Here is a 13,877-nt window from a genome sequence, read left to right as displayed (position 1 = left end):
TTAAAAGGCGTAAGTTAAGCGCAGCGAGAATTGGCGGCCAAGTGTGTCGTATGCGCCCATGCGATAAAATGGGTAGCCTGTAAACGTTTCATCTTGTGGAGGCATCGCATTAAATAGGTTATTAATAGTGAAAATAACGCGTGCATCTTCATTTAGCTGTTGACCTAAAGTTAGGTTGTAGCGGGTCCATGCGGGCAATTTTACGCGATCACCATAATTGGCGTTATTCCACAGGGCGCCTTTGTAATTCGCTAATACAGAAATAGCAGTGTTATCGTGCTCCCAGGTAACGCTCGCATTCGCTAAGGTGCGAAAATCCATGTTGTTTTGGTCATCAAGTAAATCAAGTAACTCATCGCCAGCACGCAAACGCTCTTTCTTTTTCAGTGTGCGAGTTAAGTTAAACTGATACTTGAACGAGCCAAGGTCAGTTTCAGCTAGGCCTTTAACGCCAATATCAACACCAGCATCTTGACGTTCAGATGCATTAATATAGCCTTCAGTAATTGTATGCGGTGTGTAAGGGTCGCCAGATATTGGGTTACCTAGTCGGTCAGTGCCATTGCCTGCGCCGTCGTAGCGTTGAATGCGCGAAGCCATATTTTTACAGCGCTCAGAGTTACTATCAAATACGCCTGTTTGGCAGTCATAGTCAATCGACATAATGTAGCCTGCACTGAGGACTTGAATTTTGTCTTTGATTGTAATGTCGTAGTAGTCGATATTAAACGAAAGGTATTCGTTAAACTCATAGACGATACCCGCAGTAAAGGTGCTTCCGGTTTCTTCTTTTAAGCTTTTATCACCAGTTGATACACTTTCAAAGTTTACTTGTAAGCTGGGTTGATCAGGGTTGCTTTGAAGGTCTGCGTTTGCGCAACTAGTTGCCAGAGCACTGGCGTCATATTCTAGTGCTTCGTCTGAGTTGGCTAATTGTTTACATGCATCTGCAAGGATGCGGTCGTTGCCTGCGCCAAAGTTACCACTAAAGCCTTTATAAACAGCCGCTAAATCAGGCCCACGGAATGTTGTGCCCATTGCTGTTCTAAAAACGACTTCTTCAACAGGGCGGTAGCTTAAACCTAATTGTGTGGAAAATGCGCCGCCTACGTTAGAGTCATCATCATAATAGTCATAACGTACAGCGGATTCGATATCAAGCGTATCAGTCACAGGAACTAACACTTCAATTGCCGCGGCATAACGATCCCGCTCGCCTTTTGTTGTTACCCCTGTCAGACCTTCAAACTCTTTATTTAGAACTCGTTCATCAGGGATTGCTTCTGTCCCTTCATTCATAAATTCTATATAGGCTGAAAACGCCACTGGCCCAGCTGGAAGTTCGAATAAATCGCCTGTGATATCCGCAGTAAACGTGTTATTGAATGAGTTACCTTGGTAAGTTGCCCAGTCAGCAATTTGCAGTGCTGAATCAGGGGTTAGCTCACCAAACCACAACCCGTAATTTGGGCGGTGTATTGGTAGGTTATTAACTTCGCCGAGTTTCGCACCAAGAACAGATGACAGACCTGTTTTGGTGTTATGCAAATAGCGGTCAGAAAAGTCATACTCTGAGCGTGAAAAGCCTAGTGAGTAATCTAAGTCAGCAACTTGGCCCATAACACCAAAGTTAAATGAATAAGAAGTGTCTTTAAATGTACGACCATAACCATCATTGGTGTACTCATTGTCGAGCACTTTACGCCACATGTATTTTACACTAGCGCCTTGACTGCCGTCTTTGTTTGCTAGATCAGGATCCCAAAACTCAGTATCGTTAAAGAATAATGTGCCACGGCTACCTTTCTTTTCTTGGCTGATATAAAAGCCATTTGCAAATAAGGTAAGGTCATTACTTAATTCATACTCTGAATTTAAGTAACCACTAAATGTTTGATTTTTGTTTATTAAATGGTTGTCGCCTGTTTCATCCCAGCCACAGCTCATGCCATAATTATTACGCTGAATAAAGTGTTGCACAGCCTTTGGGTGAGGGTTAGTTTCGGTGTTGCAATATTGTGTACTGTAGTTATTGATTGTTGGTGTATCAAGCGAGTAAACAGTAATAGATCGGTTTAATTCGCGGTTTCCATTTGGCGCAGGGTTATCCCACAGACTGTCGTGATAAGGACGATCACTTGAAAAAAGCCCCGCGTTATCTTTGTATTCTAGTGCGTAATCAAGGGTCCATGCATCTTTGCTATAGCCACCTACAAAACTAACGCTTTTACGGCGATTTGAGCCATACGTATCTACACCACCGTCAATATCGATATATTGACCTTCAATTCCTTTTTTGGTGATGATATTAACAACGCCACCCATTGCTTCTGAGCCGTAAATAGCTGACGCGCCGCCCGTTTGAATATCAATACGATCAACCATTGCAGTTGGTATCATATCTAAATTAACAAAGTTTGTTTGGCCGCCAAAAGGCATAGGGTAATATGCTAGACGCTTACCGTTAACGAGGATCAAAGTGTACTCAGGGCCTAAACCTCGTAGGTTGAGCTCTTTTGCACCAGGTGTATAAGAGCCTGTGTTAACTTCACCTAAAACAGCGCCCGTTGCTGCTGTATTATTTGCCAGCGCATCATAAACAGATGAAAATCCATTTTTGATCATATCATCAGAGGTGATCGAAAATACGTTCACAACCCCTTCAAGTTCGGTACGTTTAATACGCGAACCAGTTGTTACTATACGTTCAATTTCAGTCTCTGCGACGTTATTTTCAGTATTTTGTTCAGCCGCAATAACCGGAATTGACAAGGCGCATGACAGCGCTATGCAGATTTTAGAAAAAAAATATCTTTTTGGTAACTTATTCATATCCCCACCCATTTTATTATTTATATAATTTAGAACGTTCCAATTTAAAGCTAAAAAAAACTAAATTTGCATAGCTACAGGCTAATAAATATTTATATTTTATTCGTATATCAATTTTATTTATTAAAAACAAACCCAGAAATAGGAACGATCCAATAATCAGCTAGAAAATAAACAATGTCAAACAAAAATTACATTTAGTTCACAAAGTTTTCTATTTTAAGGTCGATTTAAAATGTAAGGGCAGGTAACTTTGAGGCAGTAATTTAGGGGGGTTGGAGGGCTACTTGGCGAACAAAGAGGGTGGGGATATGCATATTTATTAATAAAAAGCATATAATTGGCTATATGCTTTTTATTATTTAGTTTATTGAGTAGTGATTAGGCTCTGCTGGTATTGTTCCCAAAGTGAAGTAAGAGGCTCGTCAGTGAGTGATTCTATGGCAGTTTGAAACGACCACGGTTCAATATTTTTTGCAGTTTGATTAAATCGGTATGCAAAATCATCCACTTTGTTGTCAGATAACCACTTTAAGAAAAACCCTGTATTAGTGTAACCACCAAGCCATGTTTGTGAGGTTTTAGGTGAGCGTGTTTTATGATAGCCAGCTTCAATTCTGATTAAGTCGGCCATGCCTTCAATAAAGGCGTGAGTGTCGTCAGATGCATAACTGGTGTTTGCAGGAAACAGCTGGTAACCATGGGTAAGCTCATGCCAAAGCACACCAAGTAGCTCATATTTGACTACTTCATCAGGTTGATCTTTGAGTTTTTCGGTAATATATTTTGAGCTAAAGGCAATAACCATATTGGTTTCATCACCACTGCGATACGCTAATGTATCCATCCACTCTAATTTAAATTCTACTTGGCGAAACTCTGGTACTTCTGCAAAATTTTTATATAATTCTTTAACTAATTGATATGTAACATCATCAATTGTTTGGGATAAATCAGGAAATAGTGCAATTAGGCGATGATACCCCGGTGATTTTTTATCAATAAAATTCAGCTTTACAGTTGGAGTTTTAAACCCTTGCCATGGTTTACTTTTATCGAGTACTTTTATTGCATTATATTTGGTTAAGGTGTCTGAACCATAATTATTAATCGCTTTTAAAGATAAATTATAACTGCCAGGTTCAGCAAAACTCACTGTTGGGGATGGTGTATTTTTAGCGAGTATGGTTTTATTAGCGCGCCATACATAACTGGTTGGTTTGTTGAGCGTATTGCTTTGTAGTTGTACATTTTCATTTGGTTTTACAATCTGTTTTGATACCAAAAAGTCAACAACAGGTAACTTAGTAGGGGCTAAAAGCTGCAAGTCCGCCAACTGAAGATAATTATCTCCCCATTGTGTTTTACCGCGTTGGGTCATTTCAAGGCGGTAAAACTGATAGCTACTTTCATTATCAAGCTCAAATTCTGCGGTAAAACCCCTCTGTGCAAATTTAAAATCACTGATTATTTGCAGTGTTTGCCAGTCAGTCTGATTATTTGAGCCACGAAGCGTCCAATTGCTTGGGTCGCGCATTGGTGCATCTTGCGCTGAGGTTAATCGGTATTTTTTTACTGAGATAGGCGCGCCATAATCAAACTGAACCCAAGTGCTACTTTGTTTTGATAGGTATTTACTACTTTTTGAATCATCAAATAATTGGGTTAACCCTTCACCGGCTATTTCATCAGGGTATTGACTAGACACTTTACTTGTCGTTGAAAGGGGATCAGTGATATCAATCAGTACAAGGTCATTATTATTTATTGTAGGTGTGAAGCTACAGCCAGTTAGTAAAAAAATAGGCAGTATAGAAAGTCGTTTTTTCATCATTATTTTAAATTTAGTGTGGTTTTTATAGTAATTTATTGTAACGTTCCAAAAATAGCAAGGTTAATTAACCTCAGAGTATTCCTTTTATAATTAAATTTTGCTGAAAGTATTAGGGCGTGTTGACCTTTATAGATGAAGATAAAAGATGATAACAAAGATGGGATAACAAAGATGGGATAACAAAGATGACACCCACCCTAATGTTTGGTAGCACAGCTTTATTTACTCAATTAAAGTGGCTGTCCAGTTTATTGACCTGTTAAGTTTCTTATTGAATTTATCATATGGTTTTTCCGTACACTTGGTCGTTTATTTAGGATCTTGTCGGGTAATAAGGGTGATACTATTGCTCTCGACATCGACCTATAGTTGGGTAGTATGAACTTTTTAACCTTAAGCCTCTTACACAATGCATCATGCATTTCTTATTAACAGTTATTTAAAATGCTGGTGGCTCTGAACCAATAAATGACCGCTCATTGTATAACGTATTACTGACTCTTAAATAGCACCAATAATGCTGTTTTTGTCAAGCTTCGAGTTTTGTATGGGAATATTAATAATGAATACGTTTAAATTTAGCGAGGATGAAGAACATCGTGCTATTACAGTTGTTCCTGCCAACAGTGAGGTAATTAAAACAGTCAAATTGGTGTATTATTTTCCTCATGTTTTTATGCCTATGCATAGCCATAAAGTGAGCCAATTTTCTTCGCTTGTATCAGGTCAAGCAATAGAAAAAAGTAGATCCTCAGAAGTAGAAAACCAAATAGGTGTTGTTGAGTATAAACCGTTGTCGCATAGGCACAGTAACGTTATTGGTCCCTATGGCGCTTTTTTTCTATCAGTCAATATTGACTCGGAGCAATCGGCTTTTTTTGATGAATATGGCGCGTTAAATCATCGCTTTAGTGAACTAAGTCAAATGTCAGCGCAATGGCATGGTATGAGCGGTATGTTGATGCAACCAAGTTGTTCACAACACATTGATTATGAAGAGCGTGTGCTTGGCATTTTTAGCGCCACCATCCCTTACGCCAAAAAGTTAAGGTATCCGCCTACGTGGCTAAAACTCGCAGAGCAGGCCTTAAACGAAAGTGATATGAGCATCGAGCAAATAGCAGTGAGTGTGGGGGTGCACAGAGTACACCTGAGTCGTATTTTTCAAACCTATTTTGGTATGTCAATTTCACAATATCGACAACGATTAGCCTTGCAAAAAAGCATTTCGGCTATTTTATGTGACCAAAATAGTATTAGTTCAGCGAGTGCTTTTGGCGGTTTTTCAGATCAAAGTCACTTTACGCGAACACTTAAAAACCAATTTAATATAACACCACGCCAGCTAGCAAAACTTTTTTCATCAAAGCGAGGTGATGTTACATCTATTCTATAAATAGGCTTATATCCATGATGAAATAAACAAAACTAATCAAGGTAGATAAATAAATGAATTATATAATACAGGCGTTAAGTTTTATTATTTTAATATCGTCATTTGGTATAGAGGCAAAGCAAAATCAATTTGATAGTGAGTTTTTAAACTCATTTGTAAATAATATTAAAGAAACAGCACAATTACCGTCAGGGACTGCGGTTGCTGTTGTTTATGAAGATAAAATAATATATGAAGGCTATTGGGGTTATCGTAATATTCAAGAAGGGTTAAAAACTGATGCTGATACTCGCTTTTACATTGCATCTGTAACCAAGCCATTTCTAGCACTTAATCATCTACTTGATGCTTCGAGTAATACAACGTTAAAGAGCACTACCTTAGAGGCGATGTTTCCTGAGTTAATATTACCAGGGCGAGAAAATATTGTGGCTAAAGACTTACTGACTCATACGGCTTCAATTAATAATCTACCATTGGTATTAGCAACGGCTTTTAGCGGTGAGCACACAGCGCAGTCTATTGAACAGCTGGTAATACAAGAGTCAAGCTTATCAAAAGAAGCGGTGGGTGAGTTTAAATATACAAATGTTGGTTACAATATTTACAGTGTTTTTGCAGATCGTTATTTTAAGCAAAGCTGGCAGGAAAAGTTACAAAATCAAATTTTTGAGCCCGCTAAAATGCTTTCAACCAGTGCTAAATCCTCCCACATTAAAGATAAATCGCGCATTGCTAAACCCTATTCTTTAACTAACCCCAAAAGTAGTGAACCACTTTATTTAGAAAAGCAAGATAGCACTATGCATGCTGCTGGGGGGATGTACGCGACCTCTAAAAATCTAGGGCGGTTTTTAATTGCTCAATTAAATCAGGGGTATATTGATGGTAAAGGCGTTTTTCCGTCAGAGGTAATTGCAAAATCCCATACTCAGCAAGTAACTACAGATACTGCTTTTTTAGATTTTAAGCGCGATGGCTATGCATGGGGCTGGTACACTGGTGATTATAAAAACCAGAGAATGTTACATCATTTTGGTGGCTTTGCAGGAGCCCATGCACATGTTTCATTTATGCCTGAAAAGAAAATTGGCCTTGTAATTTTAAATAATGAAGATTTTTTAAGTAGTCGTTTAACCAGTGTTATTGCTGATTACGTATATGGCTCACTTTTACAAGAGACAGGCATTAAAGAGTCTATAGCGCAAAGAATTGCATCGCTCAAAGGTAAACTAAGCGCAATAGATACAATGTTAGCGAAGCAGCAAAGTAAATTAAATAAAAGAGAGTTTTTACTTAGCCTACCAAAAGAAAATTATGTCGGGGAATATACTCATCGTTTGCTTGGCACAATGACGGTTAAATTGAACATTGAGGGTCGGTTTGATGTCACGTGGGGTGTTATGCACTCTAGATCTACAGGGATGGATAAAGTAGAGCAAATAAGGGTTCAAATGGAGCCGACTTCAGGAACAGTGATTCGTTTTGATGTGACTGAAAATGTAAATTCATTGTCTTATGGCGGGATAGTTTTTAACAAAATCGTAGAAAATAAACTCTGACCTTACTTATCTAAAGTTACTTTATTTAAGGTAAATCAATAACTTAAATTGTTGTAGCTCTGAGTGTATCAAACTTTAAGTTAAAATATATTTTAAAGCAGGGACTTAAGATTAAAATCAAGAAAAGGAACACACTTTTAAGCGTCATGTTCCTTATTTTGTTTTAGTTCAACTATTACGCTGCTACTTTTGGCCAATGCTCCAAAAACACTCTATAAATTAAAGTGCTTCAAAAGTAGCAGCTATGCCTTGCCTGCCGCTTGTACACATAGTGACTAGCCCGTATTTACTGTTAATACGCTTAAGTTCGTGCAGGGATTTTCTGACAAAATATATGCCAGTCCTTTTTTATTTTATTTATATTTAGACAGGAAATAGCAGATAAAACTACGAGTTATCTCAGATCTATTTTGGAGGTTGTGGGTGATTACACAAATCGCTAACAAGTGACTAATAAAGCCTGTTAGTGTGATATGTAATACGTTTTAGCCCATGCTTAATTGAATTACTCCCACACACTTTTCAGGGATAGAATTTTGTTGTGATTAACTATTATTAAAGGCTATTTGGTTTATTTCGAGTTTAAAGTCGCCTTGTTGTTTTTTAGCTATCATGATGCCTAGCTGCCTAATATCTTTAAAGTAAAAGTTAGGGTTTTGCTCAAGTATGCGCCCGCGAAAAGTTAGGCTAAAATCCGAAGGTGTAAAGTTCACTAGGTGCCATTCATCTTTGGTGGTTTTAAATGAAGTTGTATAGGCTGGACCATCTAAATATTGTGTTGTTCTTAATCTAAGTTGGTAAGTTTGGCCATCACCTTTAACGCGTAATGAAATTTGGTTAGCGGCTTGCTCATTGGTGTTAATGGCTGTGCGAACCGATGCAAACCCGCCGTTGTTTTCAAGTGATACAGTACCTGAAAAAACTAATGCGTCATCTTTTTCATACACTTGGCTTGTTGATAATCCACCCATTACAGAGTCATTGACTATATACCAACTTTGATTTGCGCTTACAAACCCCGACGGCAAAAGCAAACTTACGGCAACTACGGATGCAATATTATGTATTTTCATTGGTACGCCTCAGCGGTATAGTGGTTTAGGTATACAAACCTATCAATACGTATATTTACTAAAATTGTTCAATTATTTTTTAATATGTTGGGAAAAACATGAAATCAGAGACATTTTTTAAATGGGTATGGAACCTAAATGGGCTTATTATATTGTTAGGAATTGTAATAGGAACTTTGTTAATCTCATATCAACTCGCCAAACAATATTTAGCGATAATTATATTGAGCCACCGACGTTAAATTTAGCCGATGACAAAAACGAAGAAGAAAAATGGCGCTTGGGCTACCCGCAAAGAATAGGAAAAACGGACTTTTACTTTATAGAACTTGAATCTGAAAAGTTAACGATTGAAGCGGAAACAGAACGTGAGTTTGGCCAGGTTACAGAAAATTTTAATGGTTCTTCTTATTATAAATACAATGCAACACGCTCAAAGAATGTGATGTTTATAAATGGCAAAACAAACCATTCAAATTGGCTTTTTAGTACGACAGATCAATTGATTATTGATATTCAGCCACTCTATTTATCTGAATTTGACTCGCAATCAAGTGCGGCTGGTATTGCCTATGATGTTATTAAAAACGACACAAATAACGATGGCCTTTTAAACAGCGATGACAAAAGCACTTTTGCATTAAGTAAAACGGATGGGAGTGACTATAACGAGATTATTACAGGCTACGATAGTGTCCTTGAGTATGATGTAAATGAAGATGGCAATTTATTTGTACTATTTATAGATAATAGTGACGTGTTTTCAATGCTAGTTGATTTAACAACGTTTAAAATAACGAATAAAAAGCAACTTCCTAAAGTCGGGGGAATGTAATTATTAAAATACATAGCAATATTTACACTCTGTTACAGTAATTTGTCGAACAAAGCTGCAATCCGTATTTATGTTGTTATGATGATATAAAATAACAATATAAGGATAGTAAAGTTGAAATTACGTACTTTATTAACAGCAGTAGCCGTCGCAGTTGCACCTGCAATATCGCCAATGGCTTTTGCTTATGACACACAAGATACGCGTTTATTACGTTTTCCTGATATTCATAAAGAGTCAGTGACGTTTGTTTATGCCGGTGACATTTATATCGCCAATACAAAAACCGGTAAAAGCACGCGTTTAACTGATCATATTGGTTTTGAAACCTTTCCTAAATTTTCTCCTGATGGGTCAAAAATTGCTTTTTCGGCGCAATACAATGGCAGCCGCCAAGTGTATGTTATGAACCGCGATGGCAGCGAACTAAAGCAGCTGACTTACTATAACGACGTAGGTGTTATGCCACCTCGAGGTGGGTTTGACTACCGTGTACTTGATTGGACACCCGATGGTAAACATATCGTATTTAGAGCGAATCGTACACCGCATGGCAAACGTGTGGGTCGCCCATATATGGTACCCGCTGAGGGAGGCTTAGAACAACCATTAGCAATTCCTGAAACTGGCGGTGGTATGTTATCGCCAGATGGAAAACAGTATGTATATACCCCAATTGATCGTGAATTTCGTACGTGGAAACGTTCGCGTGGCGGGCGTGCTCAAGATGTATGGGTATACGATTTAGAAAATAATAAATCAACGCAATTGACCACTGACAGGGCAACCGATCAACAACCTACATGGGTGAACGACAACATTTATTATGTGTCGGATCGAGAGTACACGTTAAACTTGTACAAGCATCAAGACGGTAAAAAGCCAGTAAAAGTCACCCATCACAAAGATTTTGACGTACTTTGGCCATCAGCTGGGCCTGACGCCATAGTGTATGAAAATGGCGGTTACTTGTATCGCTTTGATGATGCAACCCAGCGCGAAGAAAAACTGACCATCAATGTACAAGGCAGTCGTGAATATGCCATGCCTTACAGCAAAAATGTCAGCGATTTCATTGATTCAATGGATGTATCTCATGATGGTAAGCGTGTAGTGTTTAGTGCGCGTGGCGAATTATTCTCTGTGCCAGTTAAAAATGGCCCAACACGTAATTTAAGCCATACGCCTAAAGGGCGTGAAATAGCGGCATCTTGGTCACCAAATGGCCGTTACATTGCATATATGAGTGATGAAAGCGGCGAGTATGAAATTTACATACAAGACAGAGCCAACAACAATAAGGTTAAGCAACTTACCAGTAATGGCAGTATTTGGCGTTTTGACCCTATTTGGTCGCCAGATAATAAAAAGCTATTGTTTGCTGATCAAAATCATACGCTTTGGTGGCTTGATATCAAAACGGGTAAACAGCACAAAATTGATACCGCAAAATATGAAGAAGATAGCTTAACCACGTATATTTGGTCACCTAATAGTAAAGACATTGTTTTTGTTAAAAATAATGAAAACCGCTATGCGTCGCTGTGGCATTACAATATTAAAGGTAAGCGAGTTACTCGCCTAACAGACGATATGAGCAGTGAAACAAATCCGGCGTTTTCGCCTGATGGACAACAGCTATATTTTACCTCAGAGCGAGACTTTAATTTAACCTTTAGTAGCTACGAATTTGATTACATGTTTAACAACGCAACGCGCCTTTATTCGGTTGCGGTAAACAGTAACATTAAGCCACTTAATGCCCCACTTACTGATGAAACAAGCATCGTTGATCTTAAAGCGGATAAAGACGATGAAAAATCAGCAAACACGCCAAGCAATCACATTGAAAGTGACGGCTTTATGGACCGTGTTGTTGCACTAAATGCGCCTGCTGGCAATTACCGCGCACTCACCGGTGTTAAAGAGGGCGTACTAACACTTTCATCTGGTGAGCTTAAATTAATCCCGATTGCGGTTGATGGTGAAATAGCGAGCGTTGCAGCGGGTGTTAATAGTTATAAAATATCAGCCAACGCAGAGCATATTATTGCGCGAGCAGGTGATAGTTTTAGTGTTATAAAACCAGCGCCTAAGCAAGACTTAAAAGCCACCGCATTAAACCTGCAAGACATGGTACTTAAAATTGATCCACAAACAGAATGGGCGCAAATGTACCGTGAAGGTTGGCGTACTTTGCGCGATTGGTTCTATGATGAAAATCATCATGGCCAAGATTGGGACGCAATTTTAAAACGCTATCAACCAATGGCAGATGCCGTTGCACACCGTGCAGACCTTGATCACGTATTAAGTGAAATAGCTGGTGAAATTAACTCTGGTCATATCTATGTAAACTCTGGGGATATGCCAAGAGCAACACGTTTACAACATGGTTTATTAGGTGCTGAAATTAGTGCGCATAAATCGGGTTTTGTAAAAATAGAAAACATTTTTAAAGGTGAAAACTGGCACGAAAACTTCCGTTCACCACTTAACGAAACAGGTATTAACGCAAGCGTTGGTGACTATATTGTTGAGGTGAATGGTCGTTCAGTAAAAGATGTTGTCAACTTTTATGAATTACTCGAAAACACGCAAGGCAAACCGGTTGAGTTATTGCTTAGTAAATCACCAAGTTTGAAAAAAAGCTGGAAAGTAACCGTAGAACCAATTGCAAGCGAAACAGGCCTGCGTTATTTACAATGGGCGCAATCACGTGCTGATTACGTTAATAAACTCTCAAATGGGCGTATTGGCTATGTACACTTGCCAAACACGCATTACGAGGGAAATCGTTCGTTATTTAAAAACTTTTTACCGCAAACAACCAAAGATGCAATGATCATCGATGATCGTTATAACGGTGGCGGATTTATTCCAGAGCACATGATCACTTGGCTGGCGCGTAAACCGCTAAACTATTGGAAGCGCCGTGGTGTTGAGCCAACTAAAACACCACAATTTGCTCACGATGGTCCAAAAGCGATGTTGATCAATGGCTACTCAAGCTCAGGTGGTGATGCGTTACCGTATTACTTCCGCCAAGCAGGCTTAGGTAAACTGATTGGTACACGTACGTGGGGTGGCTTAATTGGTATTTCAGGTAATCCAAGTCTTGTTGATGGCGGCTCAGTAATTGCAGCGACCTTTAGAATACTTGATAACGACGGTAACTGGATCATAGAAGATGAAGGCGTCAGCCCTGATATCGAAGTGATTGATCGTCCAGAGCTTATTCAGGCAGGCCAAGATCCATCGATTGAGCGCGCCGTTCAAGAGCTATTAAAAGAGCTTAAAGCGAACCCGAAAAAGCCACTTGTTGTGCCACCGGCACCAACTGAGTTTGGCAAGTCGTAAGGTTAATAGGCATTAATAATTGAGCCAGCATTTGCTGGCTTTTTTATGTTTTTACGGTAGGGCGTGTTTAAATTTACTGTAGGCGGGGCTTTATGCCAAGCAAATATGAGGTTTTACAATACAAGTGCGAGTTAAACTCAAGCTTAGAGGAACTGATATTAAATATTGTAGAACGCTTTTTATGGCGAAAAGGACGGTATAAATACGTGCTAAAGTTTAACATTCAAACAGCTCATCTAATTTAAAATATTCAACACCATCACCGGATTGTTTGCTGATATTACTCATCTTTTTTGCGACTTGTTGGCCTGTAATTGGCTTAAATTTTTTAAGCCCCGGTAGCATACATAATATAGGTAAAAGCACGCTGCCTAGCTTTTCACCAATGCGAAAGTCGTTGTCACGCTTCCCTAATAACAACGAAGGTTGAATAATACTAATACGCTTAATAGTCAGTGTTTTTACTGCATCTTCAAGCTCACCTTTCATTTTTAAATAGGCGTTATTACTGTGAGCATTTGCCCCACTGGATGACACTAATACATAATGTTTAACATCCATATTTGCTGCCAGCTTTGCTATTTGTAATTGGTAATTAAAATCAACTTTGCGTTGTGCACTAATAGAGCCTGCGGCTTTTTTAGTTGTGCCTAAACATGAAAATAATACATCTGCTTTGAGTAGGTCTGCATGTTGCGTTAAATTATTAAAATCAACCACGTAGTTAACTACTTTGTCATTGTTATAAGTAACCGGGCGACGCGTTAGCGTTATCACTTTTTCTATGTGACTTGCAGCGGTTAATTGCTCAACTAAATGATGGCCAACTAACCCCGTTGCACCTACAACAACCGCGACTTTATTTAGCATAGGTATCCTTAGGTATAAATTTGATATGTAGTTGCTAATAACCTGCGAGTGAGCTAACTATTTAGCTTACTCGCAGGTTGTTAGTTAACCCAAACTCGGAATAATAAACCTATTT

Annotated in this window: 8 protein-coding genes; 4 read left to right on the top strand and 4 right to left on the bottom strand. The window is 38.7% G+C overall.

The window, feature by feature from the left end:
* The gene (locus HH219_RS06245; protein ID WP_064435952.1) at positions 1-2,832 is read right to left on the bottom strand and encodes a TonB-dependent receptor; all 2,832 of its coding nucleotides are present in this window, start codon (positions 2,830-2,832) and stop codon (positions 1-3) included.
* A gap of 367 nt (positions 2,833-3,199) precedes the next feature.
* Entirely contained in the window at positions 3,200-4,666 is a 1,467-nt protein-coding gene (locus tag HH219_RS06240) for a basic secretory protein-like protein (protein ID WP_249118466.1), read from the bottom strand.
* A 562-nt stretch (positions 4,667-5,228) separates the two neighbouring features.
* Between HH219_RS06240 and HH219_RS06235 the strand changes: the two genes are divergently transcribed.
* Positions 5,229-6,062, top strand: a complete 834-nt coding sequence (locus HH219_RS06235) for an AraC family transcriptional regulator (protein ID WP_054206482.1) — start codon at positions 5,229-5,231, stop codon at positions 6,060-6,062.
* A 53-nt stretch (positions 6,063-6,115) separates the two neighbouring features.
* Positions 6,116-7,624 carry a serine hydrolase domain-containing protein gene (locus HH219_RS06230; protein WP_169326942.1) on the top strand — a complete coding sequence of 503 codons (1,509 nt, stop codon included), beginning with the start codon at positions 6,116-6,118 and terminating at the stop codon, positions 7,622-7,624.
* Positions 7,625-8,169: 545 nt separating this feature from the next.
* On the opposite strand, the gene HH219_RS06220 is transcribed toward HH219_RS06230, so the two are convergent.
* Complete coding sequence (locus tag HH219_RS06220; RefSeq protein WP_054206480.1) at positions 8,170-8,697, bottom strand: CIA30 family protein; 528 nt, start codon at positions 8,695-8,697, stop codon at positions 8,170-8,172.
* Positions 8,698-8,824: 127 nt separating this feature from the next.
* On the opposite strand from HH219_RS06220, the gene HH219_RS06215 reads away from it, so the two are divergent.
* A complete protein-coding gene (locus HH219_RS06215) occupies positions 8,825-9,532 on the top strand; it encodes a hypothetical protein (protein WP_169326941.1) in 708 nt (235 codons plus the stop codon).
* A 114-nt stretch (positions 9,533-9,646) separates the two neighbouring features.
* Complete coding sequence (locus HH219_RS06210; RefSeq protein ID WP_169326940.1) at positions 9,647-12,892, top strand: S41 family peptidase; 3,246 nt, start codon at positions 9,647-9,649, stop codon at positions 12,890-12,892.
* Between the two features lie 216 nt (positions 12,893-13,108).
* On the opposite strand, the gene HH219_RS06205 is transcribed toward HH219_RS06210, so the two are convergent.
* Positions 13,109-13,762, bottom strand: a complete 654-nt coding sequence (locus HH219_RS06205; protein WP_169326939.1) for an NAD(P)H-binding protein — start codon at positions 13,760-13,762, stop codon at positions 13,109-13,111.
* Positions 13,763-13,877: the final 115 nt, after the last annotated feature.

Source organism: Pseudoalteromonas sp. NEC-BIFX-2020_015, assembly GCF_012952265.1.
In the GTDB taxonomy this organism is placed as follows: Bacteria; Pseudomonadota; Gammaproteobacteria; order Enterobacterales; family Alteromonadaceae; genus Pseudoalteromonas; species Pseudoalteromonas neustonica.
This window is presented reverse-complemented; position numbering and strand designations above follow the sequence as displayed.